Source organism: Streptomyces sp. NPDC006458, assembly GCF_040612135.1.
GTDB lineage: Bacteria > Actinomycetota > Actinomycetes > Streptomycetales > Streptomycetaceae > Streptomyces.
On the sequence record NZ_JBEXPR010000037.1, the window covers coordinates 54206 to 71444 of the forward strand.

At 70.5% G+C, this 17239-nt stretch carries 12 protein-coding genes and 1 pseudogene; 2 read left to right on the forward strand and 11 right to left on the reverse strand.

The features are described from left to right. Positions 1-1254 (reverse strand): hypothetical protein, encoded by a 1254-nt coding sequence (locus ABZZ79_RS34795; RefSeq protein ID WP_356695784.1) that lies wholly within the window; start codon positions 1252-1254, stop codon positions 1-3. Between the two features lie 259 nt (positions 1255-1513). Further along, positions 1514-1672: pseudogene (locus ABZZ79_RS34800) on the reverse strand (dynamin family protein); the annotation flags it as partial. 557 nt (positions 1673-2229) lie between these two features. Here ABZZ79_RS34800 and ABZZ79_RS34805 point away from each other — a divergent pair. Next, positions 2230-2928, forward strand: coding sequence for a hypothetical protein (locus ABZZ79_RS34805; RefSeq protein WP_356695786.1), 699 nt, complete (start codon positions 2230-2232; stop codon positions 2926-2928). Between the two features lie 77 nt (positions 2929-3005). Here the strand turns inward: ABZZ79_RS34805 and ABZZ79_RS34810 are convergent, their stop codons facing one another. Then, on the reverse strand, positions 3006-5375 hold the full coding sequence (locus tag ABZZ79_RS34810) for a M4 family metallopeptidase (protein WP_356695810.1): 2370 nt from the start codon (positions 5373-5375) through the stop codon (positions 3006-3008). Positions 5376-6735: 1360 nt separating this feature from the next. After that, positions 6736-7722: a LacI family DNA-binding transcriptional regulator gene (locus tag ABZZ79_RS34815; protein WP_356695788.1), complete on the reverse strand. Its 987-nt coding sequence runs from the start codon at positions 7720-7722 to the stop codon at positions 6736-6738. 558 nt (positions 7723-8280) lie between these two features. On the opposite strand from ABZZ79_RS34815, the gene ABZZ79_RS34820 reads away from it, so the two are divergent. After that, positions 8281-9729, forward strand: coding sequence for an RICIN domain-containing protein (locus ABZZ79_RS34820; protein WP_356695790.1), 1449 nt, complete (start codon positions 8281-8283; stop codon positions 9727-9729). A gap of 149 nt (positions 9730-9878) precedes the next feature. Here the strand turns inward: ABZZ79_RS34820 and ABZZ79_RS34825 are convergent, their stop codons facing one another. The 7 genes from ABZZ79_RS34825 to ABZZ79_RS34855 form a co-directional block, all read right to left on the reverse strand. After that, complete coding sequence (locus ABZZ79_RS34825) at positions 9879-10715, reverse strand: class II fructose-bisphosphate aldolase (RefSeq protein ID WP_356695792.1); 837 nt, start codon at positions 10713-10715, stop codon at positions 9879-9881. Positions 10716-10839: 124 nt separating this feature from the next. Next, positions 10840-11802, reverse strand: coding sequence for an ROK family protein (locus ABZZ79_RS34830; RefSeq protein WP_356695794.1), 963 nt, complete (start codon positions 11800-11802; stop codon positions 10840-10842). Beyond that, the gene (locus ABZZ79_RS34835) at positions 11795-12748 is read right to left on the reverse strand and encodes an SIS domain-containing protein (protein WP_356695796.1); all 954 of its coding nucleotides are present in this window, start codon (positions 12746-12748) and stop codon (positions 11795-11797) included. The genes ABZZ79_RS34830 and ABZZ79_RS34835 overlap by 8 nt, the downstream gene beginning before the upstream one ends. Before the next feature lie 89 nt (positions 12749-12837). Then, the gene (locus tag ABZZ79_RS34840; protein ID WP_356695798.1) at positions 12838-13674 is read right to left on the reverse strand and encodes a carbohydrate ABC transporter permease; all 837 of its coding nucleotides are present in this window, start codon (positions 13672-13674) and stop codon (positions 12838-12840) included. Continuing rightward, positions 13671-14609, reverse strand: coding sequence for a sugar ABC transporter permease (locus ABZZ79_RS34845; protein ID WP_356695800.1), 939 nt, complete (start codon positions 14607-14609; stop codon positions 13671-13673). The genes ABZZ79_RS34840 and ABZZ79_RS34845 overlap by 4 nt, the downstream gene beginning before the upstream one ends. 140 nt (positions 14610-14749) lie before the next feature. Further along, positions 14750-16003 carry an extracellular solute-binding protein gene (locus ABZZ79_RS34850; RefSeq protein WP_356695802.1) on the reverse strand — a complete coding sequence of 418 codons (1254 nt, stop codon included), beginning with the start codon at positions 16001-16003 and terminating at the stop codon, positions 14750-14752. A 405-nt stretch (positions 16004-16408) separates the two neighbouring features. Beyond that, positions 16409-17239, reverse strand: an 831-nt coding sequence (locus ABZZ79_RS34855) for an RICIN domain-containing protein (RefSeq protein ID WP_356695804.1), incomplete at its 5' end; no start/stop codon positions are given.

Below are 17239 nucleotides of genomic sequence, written 5' to 3' on the forward strand. Positions count from 1 at the left end.
TCAGCCGCGGCAGTGCGGCGGCGGGAGGTCCGCGAGCCAGGCGTCCGCCGCGTCGAGGGTGGAGCGCTTGATACGGGCCTCCAGCCGGTGACTGCCGGCGCCCGCTCCCGCGACGACCGCGGCGGCCGCGACCGCCGGCAGGAACAACGGCGCCACCCCCACCAGGCCGATCAGCAGCGCCGTGGCCGTGGTCCCCGCGGCCACCCCCCGCCAGCCCGCGACCCCGCCGGCGAGCCCGACGCCCAGCCCGCCGAGCGTGAACCCGGCGGTCGCCGCGAGCATGCGGTGCCGCACGGGCGTGATCCGGTCGCTCGGCAGTTCCTCCCAGCCCAGGCGCAGCCGGACGGCCGTGAGCTCCTGGCTCAGTGCGCCGAGCTCGTCGTCGAGCCCCTCGGACAGTTCCGCGAGCAGGGGGTTCAGGTGTTCCTGCGCGATCACCTCGCACCAGGCGTCGAGCCGGTGCACGACCAGCTCGCTGATCGCGGTGTTCAGCGTCTCGCTGGCGCGTTTGGCCTGGAGCACCCCTGTCAGACGTCCCAGGCGGAGGTCCAGGGAGTCGACGCGTGCGGGCAGTTCCCTCCTGAGCTCGTCGATCTCCCGCAGGAGGCTGACGGCGAGGGCGTGCACGGCTCGCTCCGCGTACTCGCGGAAGGTGTCGTCCAGAACCGTCACCCGCCCGCGGATCGCGTGCAGCGCCGCGACCGGATCGGGGCCGCCGTCCACGTGCCGCGCGTCGGCCGGTGTCACGGCGCGTACCCGCCCGCGCAGTTGCTCCTCCAGCTCGCCCGCGCACAGGAGCGCCTCACGGACGTAGGGGTCGAGATGCAGGTCCTGCCGTTCGTTCACCAGGAAGTCCGCGAGACGGGCCTCCAGCGCCGGGAGGCCCGAGGCGTCGATCTCCTCCTGGTCCGCCGAGCGGCGTCCCCGGCGCGCCCGTTCCACGTCCACGACGAAGAGGTCGTGCTCCGCCAGGTCCTGGCCGTCGTACCGCGGTCCGCCCAGATGCCCGTGCACATACCGGTTCCACACATACCCGGGCAGTTCCGCGCCGGCCCTGCCGTCGATGTCGTTGATCACCGTGAACACATGGAGGCCGCTTCTGGTCAGCGCGTCGATCTGGGCCAGTTCATCGGTGCCCATCAGGGCTTCCGAGCGGTAGACGGCGATCACCGCGTCGCAGAACTCGCTGGCGCCGCGCGTCACTCTGGTCCGCAGTTCGTCCTCGTCGAGTCCCGGGGTGTCGAGCAGGACCACACCCGCCTCGCACAGCGTGGCCGGGTAGCCGATCTGGAACTCCCGGACGCCCGCGCTCTCCCCCGACCTGCCCCGGCCTGCTGTTCAGCAGGGTCGACTCGTTCCAGTAGCGCTCCCAGTCCCACGGCTCCCGGCGGCCGTTGACATGGACGGCCTCGACAACGGGTTCCGAGTTGTACGAGACGGTGGTGATGACCGGCGTGGACGGGTAGTAGCCCGTCACCAGAGGGCCCTGGTCGGCAGGTGTGTCCACCGGGTGGGTGCGCTCGCCGAGCAGGGCGTTGAGCAGGGTCGACTTGCCGTTGTTGAAGCGCCCGACGACCGCCAGGGTGAGGGTGTCCTCGGTCAGTCCGTGCGCCGTGCGCAGGCCGCGACCACCCAGGCACGCCGGTGTGCCGCGGGCATCCTCTGGTGCCAGGGGAGGGTCGCCGCGTCACCGGAATGGCAGAGATCCAGCAGGAACAAGGTCAGCGGACGGTCCTGGTCGGGGGCTCGCGCCGTTCGTCACCCGGGCGGCGATCCCGGCCCGTCGCGCCGCGAGCGACACACCCGCGGACCTCGCACAGCGGTCCGCGCCGACGCCTGACTGAACGCGGCTGACGCACGGCCATGAGGTGGCCTTCCAGCCGATAGGGGTGTGGGCGGAGTTCGGGATCGGCTCCGTGCGGGTCACGCCCCTGTCGGCCGGGCTGTCGGCGCCGACTCCGCCTCCGGTGGCGACCCAGCCCCAGGACGGTCGATCTTCGCCGCGCCGGCCGTGAAGTACCTGGTCCTGACCGTGTGGGGGGATCGCCGGGAAGGAAGCCGGTCCGTGAAGTGTCCCGGATCCGACGCCCTGGCGCATCGGGGCCGGCACGGGAGTCACGCTCCGTGCCGGCACGGATGCCCGCGGCGGCACCGCGCCTCTACCGTCGGTCCCACGTTCCGAAGACGGGCCGATCCGGCTCGTCACGGTCTCGAAGGGGGAACGACGTCATGCGCGTCGTCAAGCGTTCATCGTCGGATCCACATCCGCGCTCGACTTCCCGTCCGCGCCGGCCGTTCGTGCGGCGGGCCGCCCGGCTTCTGGCCGTCGCGGGCATCGTCGCCGCCGGGCTCGCGGCGCCCGCCTCCGCGCACGGCGACAGCGCGCCCGCCGGCCGCGGCGCGCCGCAGCCCAAGGCGGGCCGGCACTGCGTGGTGCACCTGTCCCGCGCGGACCAGGTGTCGTGCTTCAGCAGCTTCACCGCGGCCATCTCGTCGGCGACCGGCGGCAAGATCACCGACGCACCGGCCGACGCGCGGTCGGCCCTGAACGACCCGCGCTTCGCCGCACGGCTCGACGAGACCGCGGCCAAGCACCCCTCCTCCACCGCCTCGTCCACCCGGCCGACGGCGGCGCAGGGCAGCACCGTCATCGGCATCGAGTACTGGCACATCGGATGGGCCGGTTCGACCTATGTGCTCTCCGCCGACTACGGCTGCACCACGGCCCTCGACGGCCCGGAGTGGGAGTTCAGCTTCTGGCGCGCCCCGTGGAGCGACAACATCTCCTCGTTCCGCACCTACGCCAACTGCTACGCGGATCACTTCGACGGACCGTTCTACACCGGGGACCACACCGGCTACCAGTACGGCCAGTACTACATCGGCGAGTTCATGAACGACCGGACCTCGTCGATCCAGTGGAGCTGACCGCGCCGGACCGCTTCCCATGACGCGGGCGAGGCCCGTCCCCTCTCGGGGGACAGGCCTCGCCGTGTCTCGACGTGTCAGGGGTGGATGGTGAACGCGGTGTCGTCGACCATGAAGTAGGTCGGGGCGGCCAGGTCCTCGGTGCTCGTGAACTTCAGGGTGATGTACTGGCCGCCGACCGAGCTGAGGTCGATCGACTTCTGGACGTACCCGGAGCTCGCGTTGAGGTTGGAGTACGTCGCCAGTGTGGTGCCGTTGGCCTGGACGGTCAGCTTGTCGTAGGGGATCGTCTTGGTCGACTCGTTGGTGAGGATGCGAAGCCAGAAGGAGACCGTGGCCTTGCAGCCGTAGGGCACGTACACGGTCTGCGTCATCGTGTCGGTGGCGGTGGAGCCGTGACCGCCGAGCAGGGCCTTCCAGGTGCCGGTGCGCGCGGGCAGCCAGGAGTTGTCGTCACTGATCATGTAGGAGGAGCCGATCGTGCTCCAGACGGTCTTGCCGGACTCGAAGCCGGGGTTGCCGAGCAGTTGTGTCGTGGTGCAGTTGCCGGGCGTGTAGACGAGCCAGGAGAAGGTCACCACGTCGAGAGCGCCGGTGGAGTCCTTGACCGTGAGGGTGACGGTGGAGTTGCCGTTCGTGGTGGGTGTGCCGGTGATCTTGCCGGTGGACGCGTTGAGCGTCAGGCCGGCGGGCAGACCGGTGGCCGTGTAGTTCAGGGTGGCCCCGGCGTTGCTGGTGACGGCCTGGATCTGGAGGCTGACCGCCGCGGTGGTCGTCGAGACCTGGTCACCGGGGCTGGTCAGGGTCACGCCCTGGGTCATACGGGGGCCGACGTTGACGGCGGCCCAGGCGTTGCCCACGTTGTTGTAGACGACGCCGTTGGCACCGTACAGGTCGGCGGCGGCCTGAAGGGTGGCCGTCCGGGCGCCCGCGTAGTCGGTGGTCGACGTCATGTACGTCGTCAGCGCGCGGTACCAGACCTTCGCTGCGGCATCGCGGCCGATCGGGTTGACCGGCTTGCCGTCGGAGGTGGGCGAGTTGTAGTTGACGCCGTTGACGAGCTTGGCTCCGCTGCCCTCCGAGGCCAGGTAGAACCAGTGGTTGGCCGGGCCCGAGGAGTAGTGGACGTCGAGCTGGTACAGGTTCGTGTTCCAGTAGTCCGCGGAGTCCCCGTCCTTGGACGGCTTGTCCATGTAGCGCAGCGGTGTGCCGTCGCCGTTGAGGTTGATCTTCTCGCCCTCGAAGTAGTCACCCGGGTCGGACGGGTTGTTCGCCCAGAACTCCACCACGGCGCCGAAGATGTCGGACGTGGCCTCGTTCAGTCCGCCGGACTCTCCGCTGTAGCGCAGTCCCGCGGTGTTGGAGGTGACGCCGTGTGCCATCTCGTGGGCGGCCACGTCGATCGAGGTGAGCGGGTTGGTGTTGTAGTCCCCGTCACCGTAGGTCATGCAGAAGCAGTAGTCCCACCAGAAGGCGTTGGTGTACGTGTTCCCGTAGTGCACACGGCTGTAGGCGGAGACGCCGTCGTTCCGGATGCCGTTGCGGCCGTGGACGTTCTTGAAGTAGTCCCACGTCAGCTGGGCGCCGTAGTGCGCGTCCACTCCGGCGGTCTGGTTGTTGGAGGGCGAGCCGTCGCTCCAGACGTCGTCCGCGTCGGTGAACAGCGTGCCGGTGGCGTAGTCGTCGCTGACGTGGCCGAGGTCGGTGGTCCGGTTGCCCCCGCGGGTGTCGTCCTTGAGGAGGTAGTTGCCGGCGGATCCCGAAGTGCCGATGGTGACCTGGCCGTTGTACTGTCCGTGGCCCACACCGTTCTTGACTGCCTGGTACTCGAACAGCCTCTTGCCGGTCCCGGCGTCGGTGACGACGTGCAGCTCGGAGGGAGTGCCGTCGTGCTGGGTGCCGCCGACGACGCTTTCCCAGGCCAGGACCGGGGTGCGCGAGGCGGCCCAGACCACCTTGCGCACGGTGTCGGCCGTCGGGGCCTTCACCTTCTCGGCCTCGGCCCGGCCGACGGCGTAGTCCTTCGCGAACTGGGCCGACTTGACCGGGACGAGGGAGGTGACGTTGATCCTGGTCGCCCCGGTGGCCTTGCTGACGCCCTTCAGCGCACCGCCGGGAGCGGTGTGGGTGACCAGGTCACCGCCGAGAACGGGCAGGCCCGCGAAGGTGCGGTCGTAGCGGGTGTGCAGGGTGCCGTCGGTGTCCTTGAGGACGGACTTGGGGACCAGCGTCTCCTTGTCGCCGAGACCGAGGGCCTTGGCCGTGACCACGCGGTCCGCGCGGGCTTCGGCCAGGAGCGCGGCGCTCTGGGCGGGGGTCAGCCGGGCAGCCAGGGCTCCGGCTCGCGCCTTGGGGACGACGGCGGCGGACTGCGCCTCGGGGGTGGCGGAGCCGGTGGCGGCGGAGGGGCCTGCGGTGGCGCTGGCGGGGAGTGTGACGGCGAGCATCGCGGCGCCCGATATGAGGGCACCGACGGTTGCCGCCTGGCGGAGAGTACGTCTCAACGAGACTCCTGGCAGGGAGGTCGACGGGTCCGTCGGCCGGTACGGAACGGACGGACGGGGTTGGTCCGACCGCGGGGAACTGGTGGCACAGGAGTGCGTGTGCCTGCCGGACGCAGCGGCGGGATCGGCGTCCGTTCCCCTCGCTCTCCGACAGCACGGAACGCTGACATGTTTACGCGTACATGTCAGGCTCGGACTGTGACCTTGGCTGGAAGTCACGACCTTGGCGTCAGGGCATGGCGTGAAGTCGATTTCTTGTGGTGCCGGAGCCGCTGTCGAGACCGCGGACCTGCCCCTGCCGGGGCCGGGCCGGCGGGCAGAAGGCCGCGGTGACGGGTCGGCGGGCAGAAGGCCGCGGTGACGGGTCGGCGAAGCGCGCCGACCCGCCCGGCCCGAGGCGCCGCGCGACGCGGTCGCCGCGGGCCGACAACCCGGCCTCCGGCTCGGCGGAACGCTTCGTCACGGCGGATCAGGTCTTCGTCACGGGGGCCGGGCTATCGCCACGGGGGTCGGCCTTCGCCACGGCGGATCGGGTCTTCGCCACGGGGGTCGGCCTTCGCCACGGCGGATCGAGATGCAGCAAGTCGGATCGAGACGCGTCACCGCGGATCGAGACGCGTCGGGGCGGATCGGTAGCGCGACGTCGGGGCGGGTCTCGGGGTTCCGCGGCACGCGAGACACGTGCACGCCGAGGGCGGTGTCAGAACGCCCGGGCCTGGGCCCGGACAGGACACCGGAGCGGATCTCAGAACGCCAGAGCGGTCTCTGGGCGTCGGCCCGCCGGTCAGACCGGCGGGCCGGGGTCACCACTCGGCCTGGGAGCCGTCGCCGCGGCGCCTCACCGGGTCGTGCCGCCGAATGCCGGTCCCTGCGGCGGCCTTCCCGAAGTCCCGGGGCGCGAAAAAGATGAGGGTGCCCCGCAGCGCGCAACTGCCTCTGAAGGTATACGACTTGGTGGTGGCTCTGCGGGCGGCCGAGCCCTGTCGTGGCGCCGTCCCGGACGATCCCGTCAGCCTCGTCGCCGCCATGTTCGCGCCGGAGGGACTCCTCGACGACGCGGTCGCCGCGGGCCAGCTCACGCCCCGCGGCCCGGTAAGCCTTCGGGCCGGAGAGGGCGGGGCGCCGCGGGCCCGGAACCGCTCGGGCCCGCCCGCACTTTCGACGAGGCCGGGACGGGACGGGGCAGACAGGGAGGCCGCGGCGCGCCAGACCGGCATGGCCTCCGCCGTGCCCGGCACCACGTCGACCGGCACGTCGGCGCGCACCGCGGCCTGCGGACAGGCACGCGTGCGGCCGGCGGTTGTCAGCGCGTGGGCGGGGGTGCCGTGGACCGGCGCACCACCAGCGCAGGAGCCACCGTCGTCCACCGTGGGACGTCGGCCCGATGGGCGATCTCGTCGAGCAGCAGCCGCACACACTGCCGCCCCACCGCCTCGAAGTCCTGCCGCACCGTTGTCAGCGGGGGCGGGATGAACTCCGCCTCCGGGATGTCGTCGAACCCCGCCACACTCACCTCGTACGGCACCTCGCGCCCCGCCTCACGCAACGCTCGCAGCACCCCCAGCGCCATCTGGTCGTTCGCCGCGAACACCGCCGTCACATCGTCGCGCGACGCCAGCTCCAGCCCCGCCCAGTACCCCGACAGCGACGACCAGTCCCCGTACAGGACCGGTGGAGTCTCGGCGCCGGCCGCCGTCAGCGCGGCCTGCCACGCTTCGGCACGCCGATGTGCCGCATACGCGTCGCGTGGACCCGCCACATGCCACACCGTGCGATGCCCCAGGTCCAGCAGGTGTTCGACCACGCTTCGCGCGCCCAGGGCCTGGTCCACGTCCACCTGCGGATAGTGGTGACCCGTGGAGCCGTCGGCGACGACCACCGGCATCGACTGCGGCAGGCGCAACTGCGGCGTGTCCAGGATCTGCGACTCCACCACCACGACCCCGTCCACCGACTGCACGGCCAGATGCTCGAACGCCTTGCGCACCGCGGCCTCTGTCCGCGCTCGCGCCCCCATGAGGTTCACCGAGAACTCCGACGCACGCGCCGCGTCCGAGATCGCCGCGAAGGTCCGCGCGTTGCCGTACGCGCTGATGTCGAAGCTGATCACGCCCAGGGCCCTGAACCGCCCTGTGACCAGGGCACGGGCGGCCGTGTTCGGTCGATAGCCCAGCACCTTCATCGCCGACAGCACCCGCTCGCGCGTCGACGCGTCCACGTTCTGCCGGTCGTTCGCCACACGTGACACCGTCTGCGACGAAACACCCGCCAGCTTCGCCACGTCCGCCATGGAGGGCGGCTTCCCGCGCCGATTCGACGGGGGTGTTTTCTCTGCTTTTTCGGCGGCCATGGCACGACCTACTCAGACCGGGATCTCCAGGTGAAAACGGGCGCCGCTCCAGGGAATGTCGGCGCTGAAACCCTTTCGACCAACGGTAACAGCGGCTGCACGGAGCGCCAGGCGACGCACACGGCGGGCTCCGCCGGGAGTGGCGCGGCACACATCCCTTGACACGCTTCCGTCCGGCTTCCACACTCTCTCCAACCGCGTGGTGTTAACGCAAACACGAAGGGACGACACACCGGCGTAACACGCCGGCCACCACCGCTCCGGCCCGTCGAGGACTGGGTCGGCGGGGCCGATGCCACTGCCCGGCATCCCCCGTCGGCAGTAGCTGCCCACTCCTCGACACGTGTCCGGGGCCACGACGGCCCGACTCCCGCCTCGTCCGAAGCCGGGTGGATCGCCTCGTCGCCCTCCTCGTACCGCATGTCCGTACGCCCCCGTCATGGGTTCGTCCGGCTGGCGCGTGCGCATGCCAAGTCCGACCAGCAAGAGGTAAGTGCCATGTCTCGCAGAAGAACGCAGGTGTCAGCGGTCCTCGCCGCTCTCTCCGCCCTCCTTCTGACCCTTGTCGGTGCCGTCGGCACCGCCCACGCGGCCTCGGTGTCGATCACCAACGCCACTCAGTTCACCGACACCACCGGAAATCCCGTACACGCCCACGGCGGCGGCGTCGTGAAGGTCGGCCAGTACTACTACTGGTTCGGTGAGAACCGCAACGCCGACAACACCTTCCGCTACGTCTCCGCGTACCGCTCGACGGACCTCAAGAACTGGGAGTTCCGCAAGCACGTCCTCACCCAGGCCACCGACCCCGAGCTGCAGTCGGCGAACATCGAGCGGCCCAAGGTCGTGTACAACGCCGCCACCGGCAAGTTCGTGATGTGGATGCACAAGGAGAACGCCACCGACTACGGCGAGGCCCGCGCCGCCGTGGCCGTGTCCGACACCGTCGACGGCGACTACACCTGGAAGGGCAGCTTCCGCCCGCTCGGCCACATGTCCCGGGACATCACCACGTTCGTCGACACCGACGGCACCGGCTACATGATCTCCGCCGCCAACGAGAACGCCGACCTGCACGTCTACCGCCTCACCGCCGACTACACCGGCATCGACGCCCAGGTGCAGAAGCTGTGGTCGAGCCAGTGGCGCGAGGCCCCCGCGATGTTCAAGCGCAACGGCGTGTACTTCCTGCTCACCTCCGGCGCCACCGGCTGGGCCCCCAACCAGCAGAAGTACGCCACCGCCACCAGCATCACCGGCGCCTGGAGCGGTCTGAAGGACGTCGGTGACTCCACCGCCTTCCGCAGCCAGACGGCCTACGTCCTGCCCGTCCAGGGCACCAAGGGCACCGGCTACCTCTACATGGGCGACCGCTGGGGCAACTCGATGGGCGGCATGGTCAACGACTCGCAGTACGTGTGGCTGCCGCTGAAGTTCCCCTCCAAGACCACGCTGTCGCTGGACTACTCGCCGCGGATCACGATCGACACCGCCGCCGGCACGGTGAACGGCATGAACGTGGTCTGGGAGTCCCTCAAGGCCCGCAACAGCGGTAAGTGCGCCGACGTCGCCAACTTCAGCTCCGCCGACGGCGCCGAGCTGATCCAGTGGGGCTGCGGCAACGGCGTCAACCAGCACTTCAACTTCAAGAGTGTGGGCTCCACCGGCTACGTCCAGCTCATGGCGCGGCACAGTGGCAAGTGCCTGGCCGTGGCCGACGGGTCGACCGCGGACGGCGCCAAGATCGTCCAGGCGACCTGCGACAGCACCACCTCGCAGCAGTGGAAGGTCCTGGCGTCCGACACCGCGGGGTATGTGCAGCTCGTCGCCCGGCACAGCGGCAAGTGCCTGGACGTGGCGGACTGGGCCACCACCGACGGCGCGCAGCTGGACCAGTGGACCTGCAACAACGGTCAGAACCAGCAGTGGAACCGCGCCACCGCCTAACGGCGCAGCGCAGAGGGGAGGGCCCCTCCACCCATGTGGTGGAGGGGCCCTCCCCTCTTGTGTGCCGCCCTTTCCCGGGGAGCCGCGGCGCGCACCGCCGGCCGGCGTCCCCGTCCCCGTCCACGGACCGGGACGCCGGTCGCCCGGACTCAGCCGGTCGCCAGAAGACCCAGCAGACGGGTCACCTCGGTCTCGACCCCGGTGCGGGCGGGGCCGAGGTACCTACGGGAGTCCACCGTGCCGGGGTCTTCGAGGAGCCGCTCGCGGACCGCTCGGGTGAAGATCCTGTTGAGGTGGGTCGACACGTTCACTTTGGTCATCCCCGCCTCCACCGCCCTGGCGAGGTCGCCGTCCGCGACGCCCGAGGAGCCGTGCAGCACCAGAGGGACGTCGACGGCCTCCCGGAGCCGGGCGATGAGGGTGAAGTCCAGCGCCGCGTCACGGGTGACCATGGCGTGCGAGCTGCCCACTGCCACGGCCAGGGCGTCCACACCGGTCGCCTCGGTGAAGGCGCGGGCCTCGTCCGGATCGGTCCGGACTCCGGGGGCGTGGGCCCCGTCCTTGCCGCCGACCTCGCCGAGTTCGGCCTCGACCCACACGTCCGAGCGGTGACAGTGCGCGGTGACGTCACGGGTGACCGCCACGTTCTCCTCGTACGGGAGTTTCGAGGCGTCGAACATCACCGAGGTGAAGCCCAGCTCGATCGCCTCCTGGACCAGTTCGGTGCATTCGGCGTGGTCCAGGTGCACGGCGACCGCAACGCCTGCCGCGCGGGCCAGGGCGAGCGAGGCGAGGCCGATCGGTGCGAGGGAACCGTGGTACCGCGCGGTGTTCTCGCTGATCTGGAGGATGACCGGCAGTCCCGCCTCCTCGGCCCCGGTGACGATGGCCTCGGCGTGCTCGATCTGCACGACGTTGAAGGCTCCGACACCCGAGCGCCGGCCGCGCGCGGGGCCGACGATGGCATCGGTCGATACGAGGGGCATGAGCTCTCTCCACGATGGGGTGCTGAACGGCTGGTGGTGGACACCGGTACCGGCGGCGAATCCGCGCGGCACTGCGACGGCGGCGGATTCACCGCGGGCGGCACTCCCGCGCGTCGGTCGCGGGCTACGGGGCGGCGTCGGGCGCGGAACCGGCCGCGGTCCGGGACGCCTCCTGCCACGCCCGCAGGCCCGCTCCGAAGCAGGCCGCCTGGTCGCCGAGCTCCGCGCGCAGCACGGTGGGGCGGCGCTGGAAGGTGAGTTCCTCGGCGAGCCGGGCCCGCAGCGGATCCAGCAGCAGGCCACCGGCCTCGGCGAGGCCGCCGCCCACCACGATCACCTCGGGTGCGAGCAGGGTGCTGTACGCGGTGAGCGCCCTGGCCAGCGCGCCGACGGCGCGCCGCCAGATCAGGCGGGCCTCACGGTCGCCCTGCGCCACGAGCGCGGCGACCTCCAGCGCGCCCTTGACGGGCCGGCCGCAGCGCCGGGCGTAGGCCCTCTCGATCGACGCGGCCGAGGCGACCGTCTCCAGACAGCCGCGGCGGCCGCAGGGACAGGGCATGCCATCGGGCTCGACGACCATGTGGCCGAGTTCTCCGGCGTATCCGCCCGCGCGCACGGCCTGTCCGTCGCAGACCACCGCCCCGGAGATGCTCGTTCCGATCGGCACGAACAGCACGTCGCGGGCGCCGCGGGCCGCGCCGAGCCCGCATTCGGCGAGTCCGCCGGCGCGGATGTCGTGCCCGACGGTGAGGGACAGCCCTGTCGCGGCGCGCAGCAGGGCCGCGAGGGGCAGGTCGCGCCAGCCGATGTTGGCCGAGTAGACGGCGCGTTCGGCCTCTTCGTCGACGATGCCGGGCACGACCACCGTGGTGGCGCGGATCCGCAGCCCGCGCGCGGTGGCGTGCCCCTTGATGGCGCACAGCGCCGCGGCGATCGCCGAGACGACGGCGTCGGGGCCGCTGCGCCGAGGGGTCGGCCGGCGCAGGGTGCTCAGAAAGCCGAGGCCTGAGTCGAACAGCGCTCCCTTCATGCTGGTCCCGCCGACGTCGAGCGCGATGACGCATTCGCGTGGGGCGGGGTCACGCATGGTCGGCCTCGGCGAGGACGACGGAACGGGTGAGGTTGCGGGGCCGGTCCGGGTCCTGGCCGCCCGCCTCGGCCAGGGCCACCGCGAGCCGTTGGGCGAGGATGAGGTCGGCCATCGGATCGAGGTCCTCGGCCGCCTGCCCCGAAGCGCCGACGAACGTGCCGCCGGCCCGGACCACGTCGTCGGCCAGCCCCTGCGGTGCGGTGCCGAGCATCCAGGTCACGCGGCCGGGCGCGGCGATGCTGATGGGACCGTGCCGGTACTCCATCGCCGGGTACGCCTCGGTCCACACGCCCGCGGCCTCCCGCATCTTGAGGCCGGCTTCGAGTGCGAGGCCGTACGTCCATCCGACGCCGAGGAAGGTGACCTGTTCAGCGGTGAGCAGCGGCGCCGCCAGCGGCATGGCGACCGCGGTCCTGGCGTCCTCGACGGCCCGCGCGAGCGGGCGTACACCGGCGGGCAGGGCGCCGACGGACTCCAGATGGCCGCGCAGCAGGGCGAGGGCGGTGGTCGCGAACCGCGTCTGGACCACCGACTCCTCGTCGGCGAAGTCCAGGACGGCGACGGAGTCGGCGGCGTCCGCGACGGGTGAGTCGGCGACGGCGGTGATGACGGCGGTGGGCACCGTGCCCTTGATCCGGGCCAGGAGCTGGAGGACCTCCGTCGTCGTGCCGGAACGGGTGATGGCCAGGACCCTGTCGTAGTTGCGGCCGGGCAGGAACTCCGAGGCGGCGAAGGCGTGGGTCTCGCCGTGGCCGCCGGCTTCGCGCAGCCGGGCGTGGGCGAGGGCCATGAACCAGGAGGTTCCACAGCCGACGACCGCCACGCGTTCGCCACGCCGGGGCAGCACGTCGGCGTGGGCGGGCAGGGACGCCACCGCTCGGCTCCAGCAGTCCGGCTGCGTGGCGATCTCGACGGACGTCCTGGACGGCGTGCGGAGGGTCATGCGTGCTCCTCGGGACTGTGACGGGGCGGGGGTGGAGAAGGCGTGGGGGGCCGGCGCTGCGTCGCGGCCGGGGGAGGTGGTGCGGGCGGTCACTTCACGGATCCGGCCGTGAGGCCCGACACGACCTTGCGTTCGATGACGGCGAACAGGACGACCACGGGAACGATCGCGATGACCGAGCCGGCGAACAGGTAGTTCCACTGGACGGTGTAGTTGCCGATGAAGCTGTTGATGCCCACGGTGAGCGGCTGGCTCTCGGGGATCGTGGACAGGGTCAGGCCCATGACGAACTCGTTCCAGGCCGCGATGAAGGTGAAGATCCCGGCGGTCACCACACCCGGCATGGCCAGCGGCAGCGTGACCCGGACCAGGGCGCCGAACCGGCCGAGGCCGTCGATCATCGCGGCCTCCTCCAGGGACACCGGGATGGAACGGATGTACGCCGTCAGGATCCAGATGGCGAAGGCCAGGTTGAACGCGGCGTTGCACAGGATGAGCGTCCAGACGGAGTTCAGCATGTTCAGCTGGTAGAACTCGCGGTAGAGGCCCACGAGCAGCGAGGTCGGCTGGAACATCTGGGTGACCAGGACCAGCAGCAGGAAGAGCTTGCGTCCGCGATAGGCCATCCGGGCCGTGCAGTAGGCGGCGGGCAGGGCGACCAGCAGTACGAGCACCGTGGAGCCCGCGGCCACCAGGAGGGTGACCCGCAGGTTCGTTCCGAGGTTCGACTCGCGCCAGACGCCGACGAAGTTGGACCACGCGAACTCATCGGGCAGATAGGTGGGGTCGCGCAGTTCGGCGGCGGGGCGCACGGCGGTGACGAGCATCTCCGCGTACGGCAGGAGGAACACCCCGGCGAGCAGCCAGGCCGTGGCGGCGATCAGGAGGGTGCGGGGGGTGCTCCGCTCCGGCTTGCGGCGCCTCATCGGGACTCCTCGTCGTTCCAGCGGGTGGCCTTGAGGAAGACGGCGACCATGACCAGCACCAGAGCGAAGTTGACGACCGACATGGCCGCGGATTCGCCGATGTCGGTGTTCTTGAGCTGGAAGGTGAAGACGGTCGTCGTGGCCGTGGCGCTGTCCGGCCCGCCGCGGGTCATGCTCCAGATGATGGGGAACGAGTTGAAGACGTTGATCAGGTTGATCACGAGGCCCACCAGGAGGGCGGGCCTGAGCAGTGGCAGGGTGATGTGCCAGTAGGTCCGCCAGGTTCCGGCCCCGTCCACCGTCGCCGCTTCGTAGACCTCGTCGGGGATGGTCTGCAGACCTGCCAGCAGGGTGTACGTGGTGAAGGGAAGCGAGACGAAGACGGCCACGACGATCATCCAGGGCCATGCCGTGGAGGGGGCCCCGAGCCAGTCCTTGGGGCCGTCGATGAGTCCCAGGTCGGTCATGGCCGTGTTGAGGACGCCCGCGGTGCGGTCGAGCATCCACTTGAATCCGATGGCGGTCATGACCACGGATGCCGCCCACGGGGCGATCAGCGCCCAGCGGGTCACACGTCGCCCGGGGAACCTCTGGTTGAACAACTGGGCCAGGGCGAGCGAGAGGACCATGGTCAGGGCGACCACGCTCAGGGTCCAGACGACCGTGGCGAGCAGCACGGATGTCAGAGCGGGCTCGTCGGTGAGCCGGCGGTACTTGTCGAGGCCCGCCGTTCCGCGGACGAAGCCGCTGCTGCTGATGCGGAGCAAGGAGGTGCGGACCATCTCGTAGACGGGCCACACGACGACGAGCAGGATGAGCAGGACAGCTGGTCCTATCCAGGGCAGCGGGCCGAGTCTGCCGAGTCCGGGTGACCGCCTGCGACGGGGCGCCCTGCCGGGCCTGCGGGCCCGTCGGACAGCGTGGTGCGTGGACACAGGGACCCTTCTGTAGTCCGCGCCCGTGCTGTACGGCGTCGGTGGGCGCGACGGTGGGCAGGCGTGGGGAGGACGGAAACCGGGCCTCCCCACGCACGGAGGTGACGCGGGCGGCCCGACGGCCGCCCTGGTGAGGCTCGTTACTGGTCCGCCACGGCCTGGTGCGCCTTCTCCTGAAGGGCGCCGAGCACCTTCGCGGGGTCCGAGCTGACGGCCGTGCCGCCGCTCTTCTTGATCTCCGCGGAGACGACGTCCCAGGTGGTGTCGCCGAGCGGGTAGAACGCCGCGTACGGGAGCAGGGCGAAGAACGGCTCCAGGTCCTTGTGTTCACCGCTGGACTGCATCTGCCGCAGGGCGTCCTGGGTGACCGGCATGAGGTTGTACGTCTCGAGGAACTTCAGCGTGTTCTGCTCCGAGTAGGCGAAGTCCAGGAACTTCTTGATCTCGTTCTTGTGGCCGTTCTGCTTGAAGGCCATCGTCCAGTCGGCCACGCCCAGGGTGGCCTTGAGGGCGCCCTCCTTGCCGGGGATCGGGGCGACGCCGTACTCGACCTTGCCCTCCTCGGCCATCCCGATGAGGGAGGGGTGGCCGTTGAGCATGGCGACCTTGCCGGCGGCGAAGTCGGCGAAGGCGGTCTTGCGGTCCGTGGTGGCCGGGTTGGGGTAGGTCAGCCGGGTGTCCACCAGGTTCTTCTTCAGCCACGCGAAGGTGTTGATGTTCTTGGGGCTGTTCAGGGTGTACTTGCCCGATGTGTCGGTGAAGCCGCCGCCGTTGCCGAGCTCCCAGATCAGGGACTCGCCCTGTGCCTCCTCGGGGCCGAGGGGCAGCGCGTACGGGGTGACGCCCGGGACCTGCTTCTTGATCCGCTCGGCCGCCTTCTTGATGTCGTCCCAGGACTTGGGGGCCTCGGTGATGCCGGCCTCGCGGAAGATCTCCTTGTTGTAGAAGAAGGCGCGGGCGGAGGAGACGAACGGGATGCCGTACTGGACGCCGTCGACCTTCCCGGCCTCGGCGAACGTGTCGATGAGGTTGCCCTGGGTGGAGATCGACAGGACGTCCTCGGCCTTGTACAGCAGGTCGTCCGCGACCTTGTCGGCGTAGCCGCCGGTCTGGAGGACGTCCGGCACGTTCCCGCTCTGGATCATCGTCTTGACCTGGGCGTCGATGTCGTTCCAGTTGATGACCTGGACGTCCACCTCGATCGTGGGGTTCGTCTCCTCGAACCGCTTGGCCACGTCCTTCCAGTAGGCGGCGGAGCTGTTGCTCGCCTTGTCGCCGTAGTCGGCCGCGACCAGCTTCAGCGTGACCTTGCCGTCTCCGCCGCTGCCGCCGCTGCCGCCGCAGGCCGTCAGGGTGAGCGTGGCCGCGACACACACCGCGGTGAGAGCGAACATTCGTTTTTGCACTGCCAGTACCGCCTTAGTACTGCGGACCCGCCCGAGCGGGCCGTACCTGGGATGGGAGAGCCGCGACGGCTGTGTGCCGGACCGCGGGGACGACCGTCTGCTGCGCTTCCTCGAAGCCGCGTTGCCCGGGGGAGGTCTTCCGCGCAGCGGTGCATGGTCAAAGCTGCTTGATCCCCTGCTTTTTCAAGCAGGAATGAGCATGCCGTGGGCAGAGGGTATCAACATGCGCGACCCTGTGGTCCAGTGCCGTTACCCGACCGTTGCAGACACCTCGCAACGGCCAACGAGAGTCAGCCGAAAGCCGATTGACGGTGCGTCAGCATCCGGAGGGCCCACCGGGAGGAGGGCGGCGCCGGGGCCGGTTCGCCTGTGCGGGTCACCGGCCCCGGCGGTTCATCCGACCGTCCAGTGCTGAAGCGCCGAACCCGTGTCGGCCTGCTGCGTCACCTTCGCGCCGTTGGCCGTCGAGGCGGTGCTGAGCAGCAGTCCGCTCTTGGCGGAGGCGATGGTGTACTCACCGCTCGTGAGCTTGGTGAGCCGCCAGCGCTGGTTGGTGTTGCCGGTGCACGTCCACTGGATGACGGAGGCGCCCGCGGTCATGGAGCCGCCGCTCACGTCGACGCACATGCCGGAGGCGCCGTTGGTGATGGTGTAGGAGCCGTCGGCCTGCTGGGTGAAGGTCCACTTCTGGTTGTTGCCGCCGTGCAGCGCCCAGGTGTCGAGCTGGGCACCGGCGGTGGAGCCGCCCGGGTTGTCCAGCGCCTGGCTGCCGGTGGTGACGGTGTGGACGCCGTCCACCGCGCCCTGCGTACTCGGCCAGGGGACGTCGGGGGCGCGGTAGTAGCCGATGCCGGCGGCGGTCCAGCGCGGCCCCTGCTCGGCCAGGCGCAGCCGGAAGTTGGTCCAGTCGTGGGTGGACTGCGGGGACCAGCCGATCTCCGCGATGGCGGGCAGCCGCGGGAAGCTCATGTGGTCGGCGTAGACGGAGGGCTCGGGGAACTGGCTGGTGGAGGTGGGCAGGCTGGTGCTGGGCGCGTAGGCCCGGTCGGCCCACAGCGCCGCCTCGACGCCGGCGATCTTGTCGGCCGTGACGACCGGCGCGGTGCCGTCCAGCTTGGCGGTGGTGGTCGTCGGGTCCCAGTCGTAGGCCTTCTGCACCGGGACGTAGCCGACCCAGCTGAGCCCGTAGGGGGTGCTCGAGTCGTACTTCATGTCCAGGTAGGC

Coding starts and splice junctions, on each gene's coding strand:
- ABZZ79_RS34815 (WP_356695788.1), bottom strand. CDS start 7,722: ATGGCGGACGTGGCGAAGCTGGCGGGTGTTTCGTCGCAGACGGTGTCA.
- ABZZ79_RS34810 (WP_356695810.1), bottom strand. CDS start 5,375: ATGCTCGCCGTCACACTCCCCGCCAGCGCCACCGCAGGCCCCTCCGCC.
- ABZZ79_RS34825 (WP_356695792.1), bottom strand. CDS start 10,715: ATGCCCCTCGTATCGACCGATGCCATCGTCGGCCCCGCGCGCGGCCGG.
- ABZZ79_RS34820 (WP_356695790.1), top strand. CDS start 8,281: ATGTCTCGCAGAAGAACGCAGGTGTCAGCGGTCCTCGCCGCTCTCTCC.
- ABZZ79_RS34835 (WP_356695796.1), bottom strand. CDS start 12,748: ATGACCCTCCGCACGCCGTCCAGGACGTCCGTCGAGATCGCCACGCAG.
- ABZZ79_RS34840 (WP_356695798.1), bottom strand. CDS start 13,674: ATGAGGCGCCGCAAGCCGGAGCGGAGCACCCCCCGCACCCTCCTGATC.
- ABZZ79_RS34830 (WP_356695794.1), bottom strand. CDS start 11,802: ATGCGTGACCCCGCCCCACGCGAATGCGTCATCGCGCTCGACGTCGGC.
- ABZZ79_RS34850 (WP_356695802.1), bottom strand. CDS start 16,003: ATGTTCGCTCTCACCGCGGTGTGTGTCGCGGCCACGCTCACCCTGACG.
- ABZZ79_RS34805 (WP_356695786.1), top strand. CDS start 2,230: ATGCGCGTCGTCAAGCGTTCATCGTCGGATCCACATCCGCGCTCGACT.